Below are 22761 nucleotides of genomic sequence, written 5' to 3' on the forward strand. Positions count from 1 at the left end.
GCTTATATTAAACAAGTTGATTGGGAAAAATGTATTGGGTGTGGCTGCTGTGTTAAAGCATGCGGTTGTCATATTCTGCAATTAATTAATACAAACCAAGGAGTTAAAGCTCAAGTAATAGATACAGATAAATGTTTAGGAGATAAACATTGTTATCAATTATGTCCCACTGATGCTTTAATCTTTAATTACCCTTAATTTTATTTTTGTAAAATTATATGTTAAACTAACGGTTATAGTATTATATCAGGAGGGAAATCTATGGATAGAAAAAACTGCATATTAGAACCTAGTAATGCTTGTAACGACTGTAATGACTGTTTATTTTGTGATCTAGACCCTAACAAAGAGTGTGATAATTGCATGGAGTGTATTGAAGGGGATAGTCAATTTAGAGGAATTAAGATTGATGAGGTTCATTATGATGAGCAAAATCAATAATGGTGATTTATTGGCCCTGAAAATTTATGGGCCAATTTTTCTTATATATCAATATTAAACTCCCCTTTTACCAATAGTAATAACAGAAGAGATCAAATTGATTTAATCCTTATTAGGAGCTGGTAAATATGAAAATTATTGTAATTGGTGGTGTTGCTGCAGGAACTAGTACAGCAGCTAAAGCTCAAAGAGAATTACCTAAAGCAGAGATTACAATTTTTGAGCAAGATAGTGATATTTCTTATTCAGGATGTGGCCTTCCTTATTATATTTCAGATTTAATAGAAAAAAGAGAAGATGTAATAGTCTATACACCAGAGAGATTTGAAGCTAGAAAAGGGCCAAGAGTAGAAGCTCAACATACTGTAAAAAAAATAATCCCTGATAAAAAACAAGTAATTGTCAAAAATGTTCTCCAAAATACAGAAAAGAAAATTACTTATGATAAATTAGTAATAGCTACAGGGGCTAAACCTATTGTTCCACGTTTAGCTGGAGTTGATTTGGATAATATCTTTACCCTACGTAATGTAAATAGTGCTGATCGAATAAAAGAATTTATTACTGCTAATAAACCACAAAAAGCAGTTATTATTGGTGGAGGGTATATAGGTTTAGAAATGGCAGAAAGTTTATTAGAGTATGAACTTGATATAACAGTAGTAGAGATGGCAGACCAGTTATTAACTAATTTCGATAGGGATATGGCAGAAATTATAGAAGAAAATTTAACAAGCAAAGGAATTAAAATCATAACTAATGATGGAGCATCTGAATTTAAAGGAGAACAAAAAGTTAATACAGTAGTTACGCAAAGTGGCCAAGAAATTGAAACTGATTTTGTATTATTAGCAATTGGAGTAGAACCAAATGTGAAATTAGCTAAAGATGCTAATATAGAATTGGGGTCAACAGGAGCAATTAAAGTTAATAAGCAAATGGAGACTTCAATTTCAGATATTTATGCTGCTGGAGACTGTGTTGAAAATAATCATTTAATAACTAATAATCCAGTTTGGATTCCTTTAGGATCAACAGCTAATAAGCAAGGTCGTGTAGCAGGAAATAGTTTAGCTGAAGTAGAGGACAGTTTTGATGGCATTTTAGGAACTGCAATTACTAAGATATGTAACTTAGCTGTAGCTAGAACTGGGCTAACAGCTAGAGAGGCTAAAAAGGAAGGATATCAAATAGTTACTTCTACTATTAAAGCAGGTAACCATGCAGGATATTATCCAGGTTATAAAAAAATTAATATTAAATTAATCGTTGACGAGATTACAGGTAAAATTTTGGGAGCACAAATTATTGGAGAAACTGGGGTAGATAAAAGAATAGATGTGTTAGCAACAGCAATTTATAATGAAATGAAAGCTGATGAATTAATTGACTTAGATTTAGCATATGCTCCACCTTTTTCAGTTCCTAAAGATGGAATAATGATTGCTGGGTTAATTGCTAATAAAAAAAGGGAATAATCTATATTAGTTAACATTAATTACTTTTGTTAATGATAGATGTAGTTGATACAATAGTATATGTAATTTATATTAGAGAGGTGATATAATCAATGCAGTATAATTCAGCTAGTTTTTTAAATAATTTAGAAAAAATACAAAATCAAGAATACACTAGAGCAAAAGATGAAGATAAAATTAAATGTAATTCAGACTTTTTAAAAGCACTAAAAAAATTAAAAGTCCCTACAGAAATCGTTGAAGATAATGACGAATCTACCTGGTTAACCAACTATACAATTATCAAAATCATTATTAGTTTTTTAAAAAGAGAATCATAATAATAATTAAAGCCCTGGTAACCAGGGCTTTAATTATTATTATATTTTTATTTGTTAGCGATATTGTTTTGATACTCTGGGATCATTTTCGTAACCATTTGACCACCAACTGCACCACATTCACGAGAGGTCATATTTCCCCAGTAGCCAGATTTATAATCTTGGGAAACATTTAACTCTTTTGCAGCCTCTAATTTAAACTTATCCATTGCTTTTAAAGCCTCTGGGTTTAATAATCTGTTACTATTATTTCTAATACTCATTATTTTACCTCCTCAATAATTTTAGTATTACAAAGAAGCTTCACAGGTGGGGGATTTTTTATTTGTTAGCGATATTGTTTTGATACTCTTGGATCATTTTCTTAACCATTTGACCACCAACTGCACCACATTCACGAGAGGTCATATTTCCCCAGTAGCCAGATTTATAATCTTGGGAAACATTTAACTCTTTTGCAGCCTCTAATTTAAACTTATCCATTGCTTTTAAAGCCTCTGGGTTTAATAATCTGTTACTATTATTTCTAATACTCATCTCTTTCACCTCCTTAATTCTTTTGTATTACTATTATTTGTGCTACATCAAAATTAATACGAGTTAGTTTTTTTATAAATTAAGTAAAAAATCTAAAATTGTCTATAAAATATAATGATGGTGAGGAGTAATAAGATTAACACCAATAGGTACTATATCTAACTTATATGTACCTATGACATTAAATTCAATTAGTTCTATAATAATATAGTTCTATAATAATAAAAGAGACTTTACTTTTTTTATTGCATAATATATACTTTGTTTAGATAAAATAGACATAAATAAATGCATCTATAATGGATAATGATTATTATTTTTAAAATAATATAACTTATGTTTTTAATTAATATAACATTGGGAGGGGAAAAATGAGTTTAAATACAGGAAAGATGAGTTTAGATACTGTTAATACCTTAACTGATTTACAATATTGGTCTTTAACAAATGAGTTAAGTCATAAAGTAATCTATATCATAGGGGCTTTAGTAGTAGTTTCTTTTTTGGTACTATCTATTACTAAAAAGCTAAAAATCCCGGGGGTAGTAGGATATATTTTTATAGGTATTTTATTTAGTCCAGGTGTCATTAATAATTTACCAGTTTTTTCAGTAATGCAAAAAGAATGGTATGGCTATTTAATAGATTCTTTTAATTATATAACAGTTTTAGCGGTATCATTTATTTCTTTTACTATTGGTAGTGAACTATCAATTAGAATTCTAAAAAAATTAGAATTAGAATTTGCTTTAATTGTATTATTTGAGTCTTTAGGTGCTTTCTCATTAGTTACTATTAGTTTACTAGCATTAGGAAAGCCAACATCTTTAGCTCTTATTTTAGGAGCGATTGCCTCTGCTACTGCTCCAGCTGCTACTGTTCTAGTAATTAAAGAATATAGAGCCAAAGGGGAGTTAGCAGCTACATTATTAGTTGTATTGGCTATTGATGAAGCATTGGCCCTTATAATTTTTAGTTTTGCAGAACCAATTGCTTTAATTAATATTGCTCCAAAACTTGAATTAACAATCTTTAATGCCTTTTTTATTCCTTTAGCAAAAATAATAGGGGCAGTGATTTTGGGGTTAAATATAGGGTACTTTTCACAAAAGCTTATGAGCTATTATCATAATAAATCTAAAAAAATACTATTATTATTATCTAGTGTACTAGGGGTTTCAGCTCTTGCACTTGCTTTACATATATCACCTTTAATTGCTAATTTATCAGTAGGTTTTGCTTATCGTAATTTTTCTAAAAAACATCTAGGTATTGCTGAATATATGGATACTTTAACTACTCCTTTATATGCTATTTTCTTTATTTTAGCAGGAACTCACATACGTTTTAATAGTGTAACATCAGAGTCTTTTTTAATCCTAGTTGCAATTTATGCTACAGCTAGAATTATTGGTAAAGTTGGAGGTGCTTCTTTAGGAGCTTGGCTATCGGATGCTCCTGATAAAGTGATAAAGTATATAGGAGTAGGTTTATTGCCACAAGTAGGACTGGCGATTGATTTAGCGTATACTGTACAACGAGAATTTGTTCATTTTTCAGTGGGTGGTTATAAATTTGGGGTGTTAGTCTTTAATGTTTTATTATTTACTACTGCTATTACAGAAATTATTGGCCCTTTATTAACTGAATATGCACTTAGTAAAACTGGAGAAATGCATAGCTAATGATTGCTCTAGAGCAATCATTAGCCTCCTAAAGTAACATCTTGTTTAGCATACCATCTTAGAGCATCATAAAAATCTTCTTTTTTAAAGTCTGGCCAATAACTATCTACAACGTAAAAATCTGAATAGACTGATTGAGCGGGCAAAAAACCACTTAATCTTCTTCTTTCTCCCCAACGAATTATCAAATTAATTCTAGATACATTTTGTGATTTTAAAGAAGATATAATACCTTTTTTTGATCTGCTCTCATTTTGATTTAAATTACTTAAATCCCAATGCCAGCCATAATTAATTAAGAAATTAACTTTAAGTCCTCCTGTACCACATTTTTTTCTTTCTTTAGTATAAGGGATTAGTTCTTTAGGAAACATAGGAGTTTCTGTATTACCAACTACTAAAATTGAAGCATCTTCTCTAGAAATCATTTTAACTGCTTCTACACATGTTTTTGAAAAAGCTTTTGTTTGTACAGCAGGACGCTTAGTATTATCCATAGTAAAGCCATAAAAGGTTAATTCTTCAACCCCTTCTTTTTGACATAACTTAAATAGTTCTAACCCTGGGCCAAGGCCATAAGTATATCCTTCTTCTTTATTTAAATTATGTTTTTGGGCCCATCTTCTGTTACCATCAGGTATAACTCCAATATGTCGTGGAATTCTCATTTTATACTCCTCCTCACTAATGGTATTATTCTCAGCGATTTCCTTAATTATTCTAATTTTTAAAAATCTCGCTAAAAGATTGCAATAACTAAAAGAATACTATATAATATAAACAAAATAGAATATAAAGCTAGGGGTGCCTTAATTAGGCTGAGAGAAGCTAAACTTCAACCCTATAACCTGACCTAGGTAATACTAGCGTAGGGAAGCGAACTGATAATTTATCAGTACATATAAAAAGACTTCCTTGCGTTTGCAGGGAAGTCTTTTTAATTTTGTGACTTATTAAAATCGGAAGAAAGGAGGAAAAAATGAAAGTAATCTTAAATGGAGCAGAAGAAAAGTTAGAAGAAGAAATTGCTTTGCTTGATTTTTTAACTACTAAAGAATTAGAGTTAGAAAGACTAGTAATAGAGTATAACCAAGAGGTTATACAACAAGAGGAATGGGCCAATGTCACTTTAAAAAATGGCGACCAATTAGAAATACTAAGATTTGTAGGAGGCGGATGATATATGACCAATAAATTGATTATAGGTGATAAAAGTTTAGATAATAGGTTGTTTACTGGCACAGGCAAGTTTTCTAACCAAGAAGTAATTCCTAAAACGATCAAAGCAACAGATTCTCAAGTAGTGACTATGGCTTTAAGAAGAGTCAATTTTGATACACCACAGAAAAATGTAATTAATTATATTCCTGATGAGTGTACTTTATTACCTAACACTTCTGGAGCTAGAAATGCTGAGGAAGCAGTTAGAATAGCGAAAATTGCTCAAGCAGCTGGATGTGGAAACTGGATTAAAATAGAAGTAATATCTGACAATAAGTATCTATTGCCAGATAATCAAGAAACAATAAAAGCTACAAAAATGCTTGCTAAAGAAGGTTTTGTGGTGCTACCTTATGTAAGTCCTGACCTTATGGTAGCTAAGAAGTTAGAAGAAGCTGGTGCAGCAGCAGTAATGCCTCTGGGAGCACCGATTGGTTCTAATAGAGGCCTTAAAACTAAAGAGTTAATTAGAATTTTAATTGATGAAATCAATTTACCAATTATTGTTGATGCAGGAATTGGTAAACCATCACAAGCAGCTGAAGCTATGGAAATGGGAGCTGATGCTGTACTTGTAAATACTGCTATTGCTACTGCAGATGATCCTGTTGCTATGGGCCAAGCTTTTAATCAAGCTGTAAAAGCAGGTAGACAAGCATATCTAGCAGGAACAGGAAGAACAAATGATAAAGCCCAAGCTTCATCACCACTAACAGGCTTTTTGGGGGACTAGTGATGAGTTATTATAATAAATATACTAAATTTAAAGATATTGATTTTAACAATTTCTTCAAGCAAGTAACAGCTAAAGATGTAAAAAAAGTTTTAACTAAAGAAAAATTAGCTAAAGAAGATTTTTTAACCTTATTAGCACCAGTAGCTAGTAATTATTTAGAGGAGTTGGCCCAGCGGGCTCATAAATTAACTATTCAACATTTTGGTAAAATAGTCTCTTTATACACTCCCATTTACATAACAGATCATTGTGTTAACCAGTGTAGTTATTGTGGTTTTAATGTAACGAATAACTTTAAAAGAAGTAAACTTAGTTTAAAAGAAGTAGAAAAAGAAGCTCAAGTAATTGCTAAGAAGGGGTTTAAAAATTTATTAATTCTAACTGGAGAATCTAGAAAACACGCATCAATTTCCTATTTAAAAAAAGTTATTAAAGTGCTAAAGAACTATTTTCCTTCCTTAGCTATTGAAATCTATCCTCTAACAACTGAAGGATATAAAGAGTTAATTGCTACTGGGATAGATGGGCTTACAATCTACCAAGAGGTTTATGACCAACAGATCTATGATAAAGTACATCTTAAGGGGCCTAAGAAAAATTATCATTTTAGATTAGATGCTCCAGAAAGAGGTTGTCAAGCAGGGATGAGAAAAGTTAATATAGGAGCTTTATTAGGACTTAATAATTGGAGAGAAGAAGCCTTTTTTACTGGATTACATGCTTATTATTTACAGAATAAATATTTAGAAACCCAAATCGGTCTATCTCTGCCTCGATTAAGGCCTCACTTAGGTTCTTTTCAACCTAACTCTATTGTAAATGATAGGAACTTAGTTCAAATTATGCTTGCTTTTAGGCTGTTTTTACCTAGGGTTGGGATTAATTTATCAACTAGAGAAAGTGCTCAATTAAGAGATAATCTACTACCTTTAGGAGTTACTAAATTATCTGCTGAGTCATCTACAGCAGTTGGAGGTTATACTAGTAGCAATAATGAAAAACAATTTGATATTTCAGATAAGCGAAAAATTAATACAGTAAAGCAAGTACTTTTAAATAAGGGATATCAACCAGTATTTAAAAGTTGGCAACGAATCTAATGGAGGAAATATAATGAACCAGTTTGAAGAAGAATTAATTCAATCTTTAGGAAGAAAAAAATTGGCTAAAATTCAATCTTTAACTATAGGAATAGGTGGGGTAGGTGGCTTAGGTTCAAACTGTGCTGTTAATTTAGTTAGGTCTGGTTTTAAATCATTTGTAATTATTGATTTTGATAAAATTGAGTTTTCTAATCTAAACCGACAGTTTTATTTTAAGGATCAAATAGGAGTTAAAAAGACCAAAGCACTTAAAGAAAACTTGCTTAAAATCAATCCTGACTTAGAGATTGAAATAAAAGATACAAAAGTTACAACAGATAATATTAAAGAGTTATTTAAAGAGTGTGATATTATCATCGAGGCTTTTGATCAAGTTGCTAGCAAGAAATTAATTGTAGAGGAGTTTATAAATTCTAATAAGTTATTAGTTTCAGCAACAGGCCTAGCTGGTTGGGGTAACTCTGATCAAATAAGGATTAAAAAAATCAAGAATAAATTCTATTTAGTAGGAGATTTTAAGACTGAAGTAAGTGCTAAGTTGCCCCCTATATCCCCTAAAGTTAATATTGTTGCTGCTAAACAAGCAGATATTGTATTAAATCATGTGTTGGAGGGACAAGAATGAAAGAAAGAGATCTTTTAAACGGTGATCTATATTGTATTACTGGCGAGAAGTATTCTTTAGGACGTGACAATATAAGAGTTGTTAAAGAAATGATTGCAGGGGGCATAAAAGTAATTCAATACCGAGAAAAGAATAAAAAGATGCTTTATAAGTATCAAGAGTGTAAAAAAATAAAAGAGTTAACTGATCAAGCGGGGATAACTTTTATAATTAATGATGATATAGCACTAGCTTTAGCTTTAGATGCAGATGGAGTTCATATAGGCCAAGAAGACCTACCTATTAAAGAGGTAAGAAAGATAGTAGGGGAGGATAAAATTATTGGGTTATCTACTCATTCACCAGCTCAAGCTAATAATGCTGTAAAAAAAGGAGCAGATTATATTGGAGTTGGCCCTATATTTAAAACAAATACTAAAGAAGATGTTTGTCAACCAGTAGGACTGGGTTATTTAGAGTATGTAGCAGAAAATATTGATCTTCCTTTTGTAGCAATTGGAGGTATTAAAGAGGATAATATAACCTTAGTTAAAGAAAAAGGGGCTAACTGTATTGCAATGATAACAGAAATCGTTGGTGCTAAAGATATAACAAATAAAATTAAAAGGATTAGAGAAAAGATATAATAAAAAGGCTCATTCATCCCCTAAACAAACATAAAGGGGTTTCTGAGCCCTACCTGTATTAATAACTTATTTAAGTAACTTCATTTAAAACATCTAATAAAATATCAGACCTATTAGCCGACATAATATGAATTCCATTAATTAAATCGCTAACCTGCTTTAGAAATTGACTAGAAATTTTGACTCCTTCAGCTGCTTTTTTACCTTTCATTCTAGCTAGAATAGAAGTAGGAATTTCTACTCCTGGTACATTCTGATCTAGGTATTGAGCCATTTTATAACTAGTTAAAGGTAATACTCCAATTAAGATTGGTACATCTAAATGATTGGTCTTATCTAAAAATTTCTTTAATAAGTCTAAGTCATAAGCTGGTTGGGTTTGAATAAAATCTGCTCCAGCTGTTACTTTGGTTTCTAATCTAGCAATTTCTTCATCTAAATCATCAGCTCCTAGATTACCAGCTGTAGCTACTGTTAAGTCTGTAGTACCAGTTAGTTGGTTATCATTAGTATCAAAGCCTTGATTTAGCTTCTGAACTGTTTTGATCACTCCTATAGAATTAGTATCAAAGACAGGGCTAGCTTGGGGATGGTCTCCTCTTGTTGGATCATCTCCTGTAATAGCTAGTATATTATTGATCCCTAATTTTGAGGCGCCTAATAATTCACCTTGTAAAGCTATGATATTTTTATCTCGGCAGGTAACATGAGGTATAACTTCTAAGCCAGTCTCTTCTTGAATAAAGTGTCCGGCCATAATTGAACTCATCTTCATCTTAGCCATTGGTGAATCAGTAACATTAACTGCATCAACTTTTTCTTTTAAATCTTGGGCTACTTGAAACATTGTTTGACAGTCAGTTCCTTTTGGTGGGGTAAGTTCTGCGGTAATTATAAAATCTTTAGTTTTTAATTTATCTTGTAGTAACATTCTCAATTCTCCCTTCGCAAATGTAGTAATTTTTAGTTTTTGCTATTATTAATTAACTCGGTTGCTTTTTTTACTGCTTCTACAGCATTTTGAGCGTAACCATCCGCACCAATATTGTTAGCATAATCTCTTGTGACTACAGCTCCACCTAATAAAATTTTAATTTCAGGAGCTTTTTCTTTTAATATCATTGTTATCTTCTCCATATTAGGCATTGTAGTAGTCATTAAAGCACTTAAACCTACTAAATCTACTTCTTGCTCAATAGCTTTAGTAATTATTTTATCGTTAGCTACATCTTTGCCTAAGTCAATTATTTCAAATCCGTTATTTTCTAGCATTACCTTAACAATATTTTTACCAATATCATGGATATCTCCCTTAACAGTAGCTAATAAAACCCGACCTATAGTTTGCTGATTATCTTCTTCTTGTAAAATAGGGCGTAATTTAGTAAATGCTTCTTGCATAGTTTCTGCCGACATCATCAATTGGGGTAAAAAATAAGTTCCTTCATCATATTTAGCTCCTACTTCTTTAATCCCTGGGATTAAAGCTTGGTTGATAATTTCTAAAGCTTGGTGATCTGTTAAAGCTTGTTCAATCTCTGAAATTATATTATCTTTATCTCCTTCTAAAACTAAATGATAAAGTTTAGTTAATGAGTCTGTAGTTTCCAATTTTTCTTCTTTTTCTTCTTTTTTTCGTTCTTCTTGATTACTATAATGGTTTAAGTAATTTTGGCCCTGGAGATCACGATTAACTAACAAATCACTTGCTTTTAAAGTAGCTTGCATAGCCTTGTTAGTAGGATCTAAAATTGGAGCATTAAGTCCTGCTTGGATAGCCATAGCTAAAAAGGCTGTATTGACTTCTTCTCTGGCCGGTAGACCATAAGAAATATTACTAACCCCTAATACTGTAGCTAATCCTAATTCTTCTTTGATTAGTTCAATTGCCTTAATAGTTTCTAATACTTTATCTTGTTCTGCACTAGCTGCTAGAGTAAGGGTATCTATTAATACATTTTCCCTTTTAATTCCTAATTGCTGAGCTCGATTAAGAATTTTTTTAGCTACTTTTAATCGACCTTGGGCAGTAGCAGGGATACCATCTTCATCTAATGTTAATCCTAAAACTGCTGCTCCATATTTTTTAGCTAAAGGTAATACAGTATTTAAACTTTCTTCTTCACCGGTTACAGAATTAATCAAAGGTTTACCTACTATAGTTTGTAAGCCTGCCTCTAAAACTTCCTGATTAGTTGTATCAATTGAAACAGGAATATCTACAACATTATGAACTGTATTAAGGGCCAACTTCATTGCCTGAGCTTGATCAATCTGTGGAACTCCTACATTAACATCTAAAATATCTGCACCAGCTTGAACTTGGTTGCTTGCTTCTTTAGCTACTAACTCCATTTTTTCATCAGCTAATTGATGGGATAACTCTTCTCGACCAGTAGGATTAATCCGCTCTCCAATAATTCGTGTTGGCAAGTTATCAGAAATAACTACTCTCTTAGTTCGACTAGCTAGGGTAGTCTCTTTCTTCTTAATTCTAGATGCAGGTGTTATATCTACTACTTTTTTCTTTGCTAAATTTATATACTCTGGAGTAGAGCCACAACAGCCTCCAATAATATTAACTCCTGCTTCTATAAATTGAGGTATATAATTTGCCATTTCCAAAGCTTCCATAGGAAAGATAGTTTCATTATTCTCATTTAAAACTGGTAAGCCTGCATTAGGTTGTACACAGAGGGGAGTAGCAGTATATTGGCCCATTAACTTTATTATCTCTACTAATTTCTTAGGGCCTAAACTACAATTAGCTCCAATAACATCAGCCCCTAAAGCTTCAAAAACAGTAATTGCTGTTTGAGGATCTGTACCAGTCATCGTCTTTAAGTTTTCTTCATAAGTTAAATTAATAATTACGGGCAGGGAAGTCTTTTCTTTAACTGCAATTAAAGCAGCTCTAGCTTCCTGTAAATCTGTCATAGTTTCAATATTAATTAAATCCGCTCCAGCAGCTTCTAAAATCTGAGCTTGCTCACCAAAAACATGATAAGCTTGTTGAAAAGATAAGTCACCTAACGGTTCTAATAACTTACCAGTTGGCCCTATAGAAGCAGAAATAAAGACATCATCACCTGCTACTTCTGTAGCTAACTTTACTGCTTGTTGATTTATCTTTTCTATCTTATGGGCCAAATTATATTCAGCTAGTTTAAGGCGATTGGCCCCAAAAGTATTAGTTTGGATTATATCACTACCTGCTTTAACATAACTACTATGAATTTCTTTTAATATCTTAGGATGGGTTAAGTTAAGTTCTTCAGGACAGTCTCCTACCTCTAATCCTCTCTTTTGTAACTCTGTACCCATAGCACCATCTAGTACTAAAATTTCTTCTTCTAATCTGTCTACTATACTACTCATCTACTACCTACTCCTTTCTTTTTAATCTTTAAACTATAAATTAAAAACTATTTATCATATACACAAATTTCAAATTCGCAGTTTTGACAGTTAAAGTCACAACTTGGTCTATCTGATTCAACATTACCTAATCCTATCAAAGCAGTAATTGATTTTTGAGGGTCTAATATATAACCAGAACTAAGAGTAATACCTAACTCTTCTCCACCCAAAAGAATCAACAATTGAGGTTGTATATCTAATGTAGTATCACCATAGCCAGGGCTAAATCTCATTGTTAGATGAGATAAACCTTTGGCTAAAGCTTCTTCACTAATTAATTTAGTTATCCTATTAGCAACTTCTTCTACTGCTGCTGAACCTACTGCATCTAAAGTAGTTGCTTTAGTTAATTCACCTTCAGTAAAAAGTTGATTGACCTTCTTTTCTAATTTACCTCCAATAGTTACTGCTAAAAGAGCTACTTCTTCCTGGTCAGCTAGTAAATCAGCTATATCTTGACTTTGAAAAGTAAGTTTCTCTGCTCCTAAACTAATCCTATCTTGGTCAATATCTATCTTTTCTAAGATAACATACTTTCCCTTAGGTTCTAATAGGGAAGTGGCTAAATTTATTGTATCAGAGATCATCTTTTCTATTTTAGAATTAGATTCGGTTTGTTTTTGATAACCTAATTCTTTTTTTACTTCATATTTAGGAATCTCAATTGAAATATCTTTTATTATGATAATCCTCACCTCCATTAAAAAAACCTCTTCTTAAGAGAAGAGGGGAAATCACCTTCCCTCATTTCTCAGAAGTTAAAACTTCTGCAGGAGTTGGCACCACTGTAACATCTAAACTCAAACTTGTTACTGGTTGCCGGGCTTCATCGGGCCAGTCCCTCCACCACTCTCAATAAGGATGATATTTAATTATTGTGCATAAGTATAACACCAATTATACTTTTTGTCAAAGTTAAAGGAATATTAAAAAATAGTTTTAAATTGTATGAATTAATAAAAGGAATTTTAAAATAAAGGCAGAAACATATAATTAGTATTAAAACAAAAGAGGTGTTTTTATGAAAGGTAAAGTTTTAAAGATTAAAAACAATAAAAGCATTATTAAAGTTATGAAAGCATTAGCTTCAGAATCCCGCATGAAAATTTTAGAGACCTTAAATAATAAAGAAATGAATTTAAATAAGATTTCAGAACAATTAGACATGCCTGCTTCTTCAGTAACAGTGAATGTAAAAAAATTGGAGGAAGCAGGATTGATTGAAACTAATTATCAACCTGGAGATAGAGGATCACAAAAATTATGTCGTCGTACTTATGATAGTTTATTGTTAGAATTTCCAGGAGCAAATATGAACTTTGATATGAACTTAGTTGAAATGTCAATGCCAATTGGAAACTATAAAGATTTTGCTGTTCAGCCAACTTGTGGATTAGCTAGTGAAGAAGGATATATAGGTATTCTTGATGATGAACAATCTTTTCTTGAGCCTGAGCATATATATGCTCAATTACTTTGGTTTAAACAAGGTCATATTAAATATAGATTCCCTAACAATCTCCCTGCTAATACTTATGTTAATGAGTTAGAGTTGAGTATGGAGATATGCTCAGAAGCTCCTCATTACAACGAAGATTGGCCCTCAGATGTTACGGTCTGGATTAATGATGTAGAAATAGGAACATGGACTTCTCCGGGTGACTTTGGTGAACAACGAGGGAAACTAAATCCAGAATGGTGGAATAATGATCAAACTCAGCATGGTTTGTTGAAAATGTGGACAGTAAATGATGACGGAGCATATATTGACGGGAAGCAGATATCTAAAAAAACATTATCTGACTTAAATATTTCTGACAGCAATTTTATTGATGTGAAAATAGGAATTAAAGAAGAAGCAAGAAATATAGGAGGAATAAATCTCTTTGGCCATAAGTTTGGCAATTATGAACAAGATATAATATTAAGATTTAAATATAACCATAGGGAATAAGACTATAAAGTTTAAAATATTTATAATCAAAAGAAGGAATACTAAATCTATCCAAGAAAATAATAATTAGATAATAAGATTCTAATTATTATAGTAACAATTCCAATTTTATATAATATTTAAAAAACTTGACTATTTATAGTCTTTGTTTTATACTATAAATAGAGTGTTAAGAAAATAATAAGTGATTATAAGTTGCTAATATATAATTTTTAATAAGATTTCACTGTTCTAGGGATGTTTATTCCTACAAAGTTGGTGAAATCTGTTTTTTTGAAACAAAAGATTTAAGATTTATATTAAATTAACAAATTATATTAAATCAAAGCGAAGAAATTGATTAGAAGATAAGTTAATAAGTTAATAAACCTGTCTAATTAATTTATCTACCCCTCTGTTTTATTTTTTAAACATTATTTTAGTAATTAATAATTGATTACAATAATTATTAAAATAAAGAGGGGATAAATTTTAAGGAGGAGGATTAATATGAAAAAGAAATTTTTCCAAGTAGTAATGTTAATGTTGGTAGTCACTTTATTAGTTCCTAGTACAGCAGAGGCAGGTTTCTTTGATTTATTCTTTGGTGGTGAAAATAAAAAAGCAACAGGTACAATAGAGTTAAAATTCTGGAATGGATTCACAGCAGCTGATGGTGATGGTATGCAGAAGATGGTGAATAATTTTAATAAGCTTCACAAGGGCGAAATTAAAGTAACAATGCAAACAATGAATTGGGGAACATATTACCAAAAAGTTGTGACTGCATTAAGTAGTGGTAATGCACCTGATATTGGAGTAATGCATATAGATCGATTACCTGAATTCTCTTCTAAAGGTGTCTTGACGCCTTTAGATAGTATAGTTCAAGACTTAGGCTGGGATTCAGATGAGTTTGCTAAACGAGTCTGGCAAGCAGGAAAATATAAAGGAACCAGATATGGTATTCCTTTAGATATGCATCCTTTAACAATGTACATTAACGTAGATATGTTCAAGAAAGCAGGTTTAAATCCAAATAAGCCCCCTCAAACTAGAGAAGAGTTTATGAAAGTGGTTAAAAAACTAACTAAAGATACTAATGGAGACGGAAAAATAGATCAATATGGAACTGCAATTCCTCCGTTATGGCCAGGGCAACAATTTATTGTTCCTACTTTAATTCATCAATTTGGTGGTTCTATCACTAATGAAGAAGTTACAAAAGTAACTTTCGATAGTCCAGAAGCAATTAAAGCTGTAAAATTTGCTAAAAGTTTGATTTATAAACACAAGGTATCTCCAGCAAACATTCAGCAAGATGGCGAAGTGACCTTATTTAAACAAGGCAGATTAGGTATTCACTTTAACGGAATTTGGATGATAAGAGCTTTCCAAAAACAAAAAGGATTAAACTTTATGTCTTATCCAGTACCTAACTTAGGAGGAAAAATGGCAGTAATGAGTAACTCTCATAACTTTGTTATCTTTAATAAAGATGAAATGACTAAAAAAAGAAAAGAAGCTGCAGCTGAATTTATCAAGTATATCTCTAAAAGAAGTGCTAAATGGGCCAAATTTGGGCAAATACCAGCACGCAACTCTGTAAGAAAAAGTGATAAGTTCCAACAACTTAAGCACCAGTCTTCAATTGCTAAAGAAGTTCCATATGTTGTTTTCCCACCTGCACATCCAGTAACTAGTAAGATTATGGGACCCCTTTATGATGCAATCAATTTAGCGTTATTGGATAAAGAACCTGTTAAAGAAGTATTGAATAAAGCGGCTAAAAGAGCTCAAAAAGCTTTAGATCAATACTATAAGAGACATTAAATTTAAACAAAACGGGAGAAAATCCTCCCGTTTTGCTTAATTTCATTTAAAAGGAGTGTTATATTATGTTTAAAAATAAATTTCAAAAAATAATCCCATATTTATTTATTACTCCTCATTTATTTATATTTTCAATATTTTTAGCTTTTCCTGCTCTTTTTGGTCTATATATTAGTTTGCATCGTTGGAATCTTTTGAGTGCTCAACACCCCTTTGTTGGATTTAAAAACTATACAAGGTTGTTTAATCCTGAATCCTTTCAGTATCAGTATTTTTGGAATGCTTTAGGTAATACATTTCAATTTGTAATCTTTAGTGTACCTATACTAGTTATAATCGGATTAATCTTAGCAATATTAGTAAATAGAAATATTCGGGGAACAGGGATCTTGCGTAGTATTTTTTATACTCCTGTTATTTTATCTGTAACAAGTGTTACTTTAATTTGGATGTGGATGTTAGATACTCAAAGTGGATTGATTAATTATATTTTAAATTTATTTGGTGTTGAACCTATAGCTTGGTTATCTACAACAGAGTGGGCTTGGGTTTCATTAGTTGTAACTACAGTTTGGTGGACGGCTGGACATAATATGTTACTCTTATTAGCTGGACTACAAGATATTCCTCAGCATTATTACGAAGCAGCAGAAATTGATGGAGCTAATATTTGGGATAAGTTTTGGCATATAACTTTACCTTGTCTAAAGCCAACCATTCTTTTTGTTACTGTGACATCAACTATTGCTTCATTTAAGGTTTTTGGGCAACCTCATATGATGACTCAAGGAGGGCCAGGACGAGAAACTGAAGTTGCAATTATGTATATAAAACGAGTAGCATTTGCTAATTATAGGATTGGTAGTGCAGCTGCTATGGCTTTAATTGTATCTTTATTTGTTATTGTAATTGGTGTTATTCAATTTAAATTACTGTCTAAAGATGTAGAGTACTAAAGGGGGAATCACAGTGAAGAATATAAATTGGAGAAAATTTTTAGTATCATCAATCACAATCTTATTTGCTGTTATATGGTTAGTTCCATTAGTTTGGATGCTTTCTACTTCTCTTAAACCAGAATCACAAGTTGTTAGTTGGCCTATTAATCTTATTCCTGAGAACTTTTCACTAAAAAATTACTCACAACTGTTATTAGGAAAAGATGTTCCAGTGTTTCGTTGGTTCTTTAATAGTACAGTTGTTGCTACTATGACCACAATAATAGTATTATTTATTGATGCTTTAGCAGCGTATGCTTATGCTCGTATGAAATTTAAGGGGCGCGATACGATCTTTTGGATACTAATGGCTACAATGATGATTCCACCTACAACTAATTTAATCCCAAATTATATTATGATGGATAAGTTTGGATGGATAAATACTTATAATGCTATGATATTTCCTAGAACTGCTTCAGTATTTGGAGTATTTTTATTAAGGCAATTTTTTATTGGCTTACCTAAAGATCTAGAAGATGCCGCTCGAATAGATGGTTGTAATCAATTCCAAACTTTTTATAAAATCATTTTACCATTAACTAAACCGGCCTTAATAGTCTTAGGGATTTTTACATTTAGAGGCTCCTGGAATTCATTTCTATGGCCCTTAATAGTTACTAATTCAGAAAAAATTAGACCTTTAACTCCTGCTTTATCATTATTACAAGATAATTATGCTACACAATATGGTAAATTAATGGCTGGTGCCTTTATTTCTGCTATTCCTGTAATAATTATTTTCTTCTTTGTTCAGCGATATTTTGTACAGGGAATTTCTTTAACAGGAATGAAAGGGTAAATTATTTTTTAATTTTGGAGGGATATAAATGGGCAACATAATTAAAAATTTAAATGGAATTTGGAAATTCAAGATAGATCCAATAGAAAAAGGGGAAAAAGAAGAGTGGTATTTAAATAATTTAGAAGGAAGAGAAGTTAAAGTGCCTGCAGTATGGCAAAGTTACAATCAAAAATTAACATCGTACACTGGATCAGCTTGGTATAGTAAAAAAATAAAAATTAATTCTAATAAGCAAGATAAGCGATTTTTTATTGAGTTTAATGCAGTAGATTATATTACTGATGTTTGGTTTAATGGTCAATATTTAGGTAAACATGAAGGGGGATATACTCCTTTTAAATTTGAGATAACTGATTATATCAATTATGAAGAAGATAATTTATTAGTAGTTAAAGTCTTTGATCCTCAAGATAATGGTGAAATCCCACGGGGAAAACAAGGGAGTTGGTACACTAGGGTTAGTGGTATCTGGCAAGATGTAAGGCTTATAGGGTATGAAGAAAGTTTTATAGAACAAGTTTTAATAACTCCTAATATTGATCAAAGTGAAGCTTCTTTAATAGTAGATCTTGTAGATATAGAAAATCTAACACAACCTAAACTAGAAATAACTGTTTTTTCTCCTAAAGGTAATGAAAAGAAAACACAAATAAAAGAATTTAATTATCAAACTAATCAAGAATATAAAATAAAAATAGATAACCCATTATTATGGAGTCCTAAAAACCCATGGATTTATGATGTGAAAGTTACCTTAAAAGATGGAGATAAAGTAGTAGATAATTACAAAAGTTATTTTGGAATGAGAAAAGTTGAACAAAAGAATGGTAAAATTTATTTAAATGATGAACCATTATACATTAGAGGTGCTTTAGATCAAGCCTTTTGGCCTAAAACAATCTATAGAGCAGAAACTGAAGATATGATTAAAGATGAAATTATGAAGGCAAAAAATATGGGCTTTAACTTATTAAGAAAGCACATTAAGACTGAAGACCCTAGGTATTTATATTGGGCTGATCATTTAGGAATATTAATTTGGGGTGAAGCTCCTAATTATGCTAGATGGACACCACAAGCAAAAAAGAGATTCAAAGATGAATATACAAAGATGGTAACAAGAGATTATAATCATCCATCTATTATTATTTGGAGTATCTATAATGAAGAATGGGGCTTAGAATGGAATTTAAATGATGATCCTAAAAAACAAGAGTGGGTTATAGAATTTTATAATTATGCTAAAAAGTTAGATAATACCCGATTGATTTGTGATAATTCAGGATGGGCTCATGTTAAGACTGATATTAGTGATTTACATCGTTATTTTGCTGCACCAGATAATTATCAGGAGTGGCAAGATGATTTAGATGATTATGTAATTGGTGATCCAGATGATAACTTTGTTGATGGCTATAAATATAACAATGAACCCTTGGTTATTTCTGAGTTTGGTATGTGGGGTCTACCAGAGATTGACCAAATTAAAGATTATTATAATGGTTTGCCTACTTGGTATGATGGTAGTGCTAAACTCTTCTCCGAAGATTTTAAAGTACCGGCAACTGCTAAAAAGAATTTCAATAAATATGGATTAGATAAAATATTTACTGATATTAATGAATTAGCGAGATTAACCCAAAAAAGAGAATTTAGAGGCATTAAGTATATTATTGAAGAAATAAGAAAAAGAGCGGAAATTGCAGGGTATGTTGTAACAGAATTAACTGATATAGAATGGGAAACAAATGGTTTTTTAGATTACTTTAGAAATCCAAAACAAGAATATAAGAATATAGTTGATTATAATGGGAAAATTAGTGCTATGTTAGATATCAAAAAAAGAAATTTGTGGACTGCTGAAAAGTTTGTTGCAGAAGTAAAATTAGTTAATAACACTTGTAATCCTATAGAAGGAACTTTAGTTTGGAAAGTGGAGGAGACTGATATAAGTGGCGAATTAAAAGTTAACTTAAATAAATATTCAGTTACAGAATTAAATAATCAGATATCATTTGTGGTTCCAGAAATAGAAGGATCTCAAGCCTTAAGATTAAAATACAGTTTGCAGGTAGGCGAAAAAATAATTGCTAAAAACCAAGAGGAATTAACATTTACTAACAAAGATGCTACTCAGGTAAATGATAAAGTAATTAGTACGGTAAATTTAAACCAGGATTTAACACAAAATTTAAGAGATAATGGTTATCAAATCAAAGAAAACTTTACTTCTTTATGTATTACCTCTAAATTAACTCCTGCAGTTATTAATTACTTGCGCCAAGGAGGGAAAGTAATATTTTTAGCTGAAGAAGGGGCCAAGATCAAAGAAAAAGGAATGATTAACTTTAAAAGGCTTGAAGATGGTGAAAGTTGGGATAAAGCAGCATCATTTAATTATATAAATCCAGATTATTTTAACGAATTACCACTAAATAAAATTTCAGGTTGGGAATTAGCAAATTTGTTTCCTAGCTATACAATCAATAACTTAACTGATATTAAATATGATGTTGTTTTAGCTGGATCATTTAAAGGATGGATTGGGCAATTTGGTGCTTCTTTATTAAAAAGATCTGTAGGTAAAGGAAATTTAATCGTTACTACTTTAAAATTGGCTAAAGAATATAACAACCAACCTATTGGTACCTTATTATTTAATGAGTTAACAGAAATTATATAATTAGATTGATTTAAAAGGGGGACAGTATGAGTAAAAAGTTTACTATTAAATTAAGTATGGTAATTTGTACTTTATTAGTATTTAGTTTTTCTAATACAATACATGGTTTTTGGTTATTTGATATATTTACCGGAGGGGATAAAATGGAGAAAACTTATACTAATCCTGTAGGAGGGATTACAAATATTGGGGATCCTTATGTTTTAAAGTATAATGGGAGATATTACTTATACGCTACTTCTGCTCCTAGTATTGGATTTAAAGTTTGGACTTCAAAGAATCTAGTGGATTGGAAAGAAAAAGGGTTGGCCCTTGATTCTTCTTTGAAGGGTAATAAGTGGGGTAGAGGTGATTTTTGGGCTCCAGAAGTAGAATACTATCAAGGTAAATTTTATATGACTTATAGTGCCAGAGATAAGAAGGGGCATTTGCAAATAGCATTGGCTGCTAGTGATAATCCACTAGGACCATTTAAAAATGTTAAAGCCCCTTTGTTTAATAGAGGGAAGTCTTATATTGATGGTCATATTTTTGTAGATGATGATGGAACTCCTTACTTATACTATGTAAAAGATTGTTCAGAAAATATTATTAATGGCAAGCATATTAGCCAGATTTATGTTCAAGAAATGAGCAAAGATTTAACAACTTTAAAAGGAGAACCAACTTTAGCTATTGAGCCTAGTCAAAGTTGGGAAGGTATAAAAAAGGATTGGCAATGGAATGAAGGTCCCTATGTCTTAAAACATAATGAGATTTATTATTTAATGTATTCAGCTAATGTTTATAGTTCTTCTGATTATGCAATTGGTTATGCAACTGCTCCTTCTCCATTAGGTCCTTGGAAAAAGTATAATAAAAATCCAATTTTATCTAAAAATATGGAAAAAGGTATATCAGGCCCCGGTCATAATAGTGTCACTACTTCTTTAGATGGAAGTAAAATGTATATTGTCTATCATACTCATACTTACCCTAAGTTTCCTAGTGGTAATAGGACCGTTAATATAGATTTAATGTATTTTGAGGATGGTATATTGAAGGTTGATGGGCCAACTCGCTCTCCTCAACCTATGCCTAACAATTAGAAACTTTCCCCTGTAATATATTGCAGGGGTAGTTCTATATAATATCCAACTTTAAAACGAGGAGGAATAAAATGAAAATTAAAGAACAAAATTTTGGCAGGCTAAAAGATGGCCAAGAAGTAATTAAGTATCTATTAATTAATGATCAGCTACAGGTCAATGTGCTTAATTATGGAGGGATTATTACAGAAATTTATGCTCCAGACCAAAAAGGAAGAATGGAGAATATAGTTTTAGGATATGACAACCTAGAAGACTATGTGGAAAAGTCTCCTTATTTTGGGGCTATTATAGGTCGACATGCTGGTAGAATTGGCAACGCAGAGTTTACTCTCAAAGGAAAAACTTATGAGTTGGCCCACAATGATGGTCAAAATAATTTGCATGGAGGAAAAATTGGACTTGATAAAAAAATCTGGAATGTCAAAGAAATAAAAAATGGGATTGAATTAACCTACTTTAGTCCTCATTTAGAAGAAGGTTTCCCAGCTAATGTAGAGTTTGTAGTTAAATATTTACTTAAAGATAATGAATTAATCATAGAATATCAGGCTAAACCAGATAGAGAAACTATTATTAATTTAACCAATCACACCTATTTTAATTTATCAGGGAATACTAAAAAAGATATTTTAAGTCACCAATTAATGATAGAAGCTGAAGAATTTTTAGCTCTTAATCAAGAATCAATTCCTACAGGGGAAGTAAAAAAAGTAAAAGAAACGCCCTTTGATTTTAGGGACTTTAAAAAAGTTGGCCAAGAAATAAAAGCAGATTATAAACAGCTTACATTTACAGATGGTTATGATCATCCCTTTATTTTAAAAGATACAAAAGAAAGTATAATCCTTAAAGAAGAAGAATCTAAAAGAGCTTTAAGTATCACAACTGATCAGCCAATTGCAGTATTTTACGCTGGAAATCAACTTGCTAATGAAGGATTATTAAATAGTGGAGTACAGGCAAGAAAAAGATTGGGCCTTTGTTTGGAAACTCAGGACTATCCTAATGCAATAAATGTGGATAATTTTCCTACTAAAACTTATACACCAAATCAAATTTATACTGCTAGAACAAAGTATAAATTTGATTTGTAATAAAAAACATAACTTGAAATTTAATGCATCTAATGGTATAATTTATATATAAGTTAATTAAAATCATAATATCTAAACTGGTGTGTTACTAATTCGATTAGGCATTAGCCAGGGGAAGATATAGAAACACAT

General features: G+C 31.2%; 23 protein-coding genes and 2 riboswitches. Of the genes, 17 read left to right on the forward strand and 6 right to left on the reverse strand.

Translation table 11 applies throughout. The features are described 5' to 3' along the window. Positions 1 to 6: 6 nt before the first annotated feature. The 4 genes from HALHA_RS13925 to HALHA_RS06400 all read left to right on the forward strand — a co-directional run bounded on the left by HALHA_RS13925 (position 7) and on the right by HALHA_RS06400 (position 2239). Positions 7 to 198 (forward strand): 4Fe-4S binding protein, encoded by a 192-nt coding sequence (locus HALHA_RS13925; protein ID WP_425402048.1) that lies wholly within the window; start codon positions 7 to 9, stop codon positions 196 to 198. 63 nt (positions 199 to 261) lie between these two features. Next, a complete protein-coding gene (locus HALHA_RS06390; protein ID WP_015326966.1) occupies positions 262 to 441 on the forward strand; it encodes a hypothetical protein in 180 nt (59 codons plus the stop codon). Positions 442 to 569: 128 nt separating this feature from the next. Further along, a complete protein-coding gene (locus HALHA_RS06395) occupies positions 570 to 1919 on the forward strand; it encodes an FAD-dependent oxidoreductase (protein WP_015326967.1) in 1350 nt (449 codons plus the stop codon). A 92-nt stretch (positions 1920 to 2011) separates the two neighbouring features. Then, positions 2012 to 2239 (forward strand): hypothetical protein, encoded by a 228-nt coding sequence (locus tag HALHA_RS06400; RefSeq protein WP_015326968.1) that lies wholly within the window; start codon positions 2012 to 2014, stop codon positions 2237 to 2239. A gap of 47 nt (positions 2240 to 2286) precedes the next feature. On the opposite strand, the gene HALHA_RS06405 is transcribed toward HALHA_RS06400, so the two are convergent. Together HALHA_RS06405 and HALHA_RS06410 are read right to left on the reverse strand one after the other, a co-directional pair. Then, positions 2287 to 2502: an alpha/beta-type small acid-soluble spore protein gene (locus tag HALHA_RS06405; RefSeq protein WP_015326969.1), complete on the reverse strand. Its 216-nt coding sequence runs from the start codon at positions 2500 to 2502 to the stop codon at positions 2287 to 2289. 58 nt (positions 2503 to 2560) lie between these two features. After that, positions 2561 to 2776 carry an alpha/beta-type small acid-soluble spore protein gene (locus tag HALHA_RS06410; protein ID WP_015326970.1) on the reverse strand — a complete coding sequence of 72 codons (216 nt, stop codon included), beginning with the start codon at positions 2774 to 2776 and terminating at the stop codon, positions 2561 to 2563. A 371-nt stretch (positions 2777 to 3147) separates the two neighbouring features. Here HALHA_RS06410 and HALHA_RS06415 point away from each other — a divergent pair, with 371 nt between their 5' ends. Continuing rightward, positions 3148 to 4461: a cation:proton antiporter gene (locus HALHA_RS06415; RefSeq protein WP_015326971.1), complete on the forward strand. Its 1314-nt coding sequence runs from the start codon at positions 3148 to 3150 to the stop codon at positions 4459 to 4461. Between the two features lie 20 nt (positions 4462 to 4481). On the opposite strand, the gene HALHA_RS06420 is transcribed toward HALHA_RS06415, so the two are convergent. Then, positions 4482 to 5129 carry an undecaprenyl diphosphate synthase family protein gene (locus HALHA_RS06420; protein ID WP_015326972.1) on the reverse strand — a complete coding sequence of 216 codons (648 nt, stop codon included), beginning with the start codon at positions 5127 to 5129 and terminating at the stop codon, positions 4482 to 4484. Positions 5130 to 5251: 122 nt separating this feature from the next. Then, positions 5252 to 5353: riboswitch (TPP riboswitch) on the forward strand. An 87-nt stretch (positions 5354 to 5440) separates the two neighbouring features. Between HALHA_RS06420 and thiS the strand changes: the two genes are divergently transcribed. Genes thiS through thiE form a run of 5 tightly spaced genes read left to right on the forward strand, consistent with a single transcriptional unit; the run spans position 5441 to position 8772 of the window. Next, positions 5441 to 5641 (forward strand): sulfur carrier protein ThiS, encoded by a 201-nt coding sequence (gene thiS, locus HALHA_RS06425; protein WP_015326973.1) that lies wholly within the window; start codon positions 5441 to 5443, stop codon positions 5639 to 5641. Positions 5642 to 5644: 3 nt separating this feature from the next. Continuing rightward, a complete protein-coding gene (locus HALHA_RS06430) occupies positions 5645 to 6415 on the forward strand; it encodes a thiazole synthase (protein WP_015326974.1) in 771 nt (256 codons plus the stop codon). Between the two features lie 2 nt (positions 6416 to 6417). Next, a complete protein-coding gene (gene thiH, locus HALHA_RS06435; protein ID WP_015326975.1) occupies positions 6418 to 7518 on the forward strand; it encodes a 2-iminoacetate synthase ThiH in 1101 nt (366 codons plus the stop codon). Between the two features lie 13 nt (positions 7519 to 7531). After that, a complete protein-coding gene (gene thiF / locus HALHA_RS06440; protein WP_015326976.1) occupies positions 7532 to 8146 on the forward strand; it encodes a sulfur carrier protein ThiS adenylyltransferase ThiF in 615 nt (204 codons plus the stop codon). After that, entirely contained in the window at positions 8143 to 8772 is a 630-nt protein-coding gene (thiE, locus tag HALHA_RS06445) for a thiamine phosphate synthase (RefSeq protein WP_015326977.1), read from the forward strand. The genes thiF and thiE overlap by 4 nt, the downstream gene beginning before the upstream one ends. Positions 8773 to 8842: 70 nt before the next feature. Here the strand turns inward: thiE and HALHA_RS06450 are convergent, their stop codons facing one another. The 3 genes from HALHA_RS06450 to HALHA_RS13025 are packed head-to-tail and all read right to left on the reverse strand — an operon-like array spanning position 8843 to position 12893. Further along, positions 8843 to 9703 carry a methylenetetrahydrofolate reductase gene (locus HALHA_RS06450; protein WP_015326978.1) on the reverse strand — a complete coding sequence of 287 codons (861 nt, stop codon included), beginning with the start codon at positions 9701 to 9703 and terminating at the stop codon, positions 8843 to 8845. 32 nt (positions 9704 to 9735) lie between these two features. After that, a complete protein-coding gene (locus HALHA_RS06455; RefSeq protein WP_015326979.1) occupies positions 9736 to 12150 on the reverse strand; it encodes a homocysteine S-methyltransferase family protein in 2415 nt (804 codons plus the stop codon). A gap of 47 nt (positions 12151 to 12197) precedes the next feature. Continuing rightward, entirely contained in the window at positions 12198 to 12893 is a 696-nt protein-coding gene (locus tag HALHA_RS13025) for a vitamin B12 dependent methionine synthase (RefSeq protein WP_015326980.1), read from the reverse strand. A 40-nt stretch (positions 12894 to 12933) separates the two neighbouring features. Next, positions 12934 to 13054: riboswitch (SAM riboswitch) on the reverse strand. Between the two features lie 159 nt (positions 13055 to 13213). On the opposite strand from HALHA_RS13025, the gene HALHA_RS06465 reads away from it, so the two are divergent. From HALHA_RS06465 to HALHA_RS06495, 7 genes are all read left to right on the forward strand, one after another. Further along, positions 13214 to 14146, forward strand: a complete 933-nt coding sequence (locus HALHA_RS06465; RefSeq protein ID WP_015326981.1) for an ArsR/SmtB family transcription factor — start codon at positions 13214 to 13216, stop codon at positions 14144 to 14146. A 489-nt stretch (positions 14147 to 14635) separates the two neighbouring features. Continuing rightward, positions 14636 to 15958 (forward strand): ABC transporter substrate-binding protein, encoded by a 1323-nt coding sequence (locus HALHA_RS06470; protein ID WP_015326982.1) that lies wholly within the window; start codon positions 14636 to 14638, stop codon positions 15956 to 15958. 65 nt (positions 15959 to 16023) lie between these two features. Then, on the forward strand, positions 16024 to 16914 hold the full coding sequence (locus HALHA_RS06475; protein WP_015326983.1) for a carbohydrate ABC transporter permease: 891 nt from the start codon (positions 16024 to 16026) through the stop codon (positions 16912 to 16914). Positions 16915 to 16927: 13 nt separating this feature from the next. Then, on the forward strand, positions 16928 to 17758 hold the full coding sequence (locus HALHA_RS06480) for a carbohydrate ABC transporter permease (protein ID WP_015326984.1): 831 nt from the start codon (positions 16928 to 16930) through the stop codon (positions 17756 to 17758). A 28-nt stretch (positions 17759 to 17786) separates the two neighbouring features. Beyond that, entirely contained in the window at positions 17787 to 20444 is a 2658-nt protein-coding gene (locus tag HALHA_RS06485) for a glycoside hydrolase family 2 protein (protein ID WP_015326985.1), read from the forward strand. Between the two features lie 26 nt (positions 20445 to 20470). Beyond that, positions 20471 to 21532 carry a glycoside hydrolase family 43 protein gene (locus HALHA_RS06490; protein WP_015326986.1) on the forward strand — a complete coding sequence of 354 codons (1062 nt, stop codon included), beginning with the start codon at positions 20471 to 20473 and terminating at the stop codon, positions 21530 to 21532. Positions 21533 to 21603: 71 nt separating this feature from the next. Then, complete coding sequence (locus HALHA_RS06495; protein ID WP_015326987.1) at positions 21604 to 22629, forward strand: aldose epimerase family protein; 1026 nt, start codon at positions 21604 to 21606, stop codon at positions 22627 to 22629. Positions 22630 to 22761: the final 132 nt, after the last annotated feature.

Origin of the sequence: Halobacteroides halobius DSM 5150, from assembly GCF_000328625.1 — a bacterium.
GTDB classification, from domain to species: Bacteria; Bacillota; Halanaerobiia; order Halobacteroidales; family Halobacteroidaceae; genus Halobacteroides; species Halobacteroides halobius.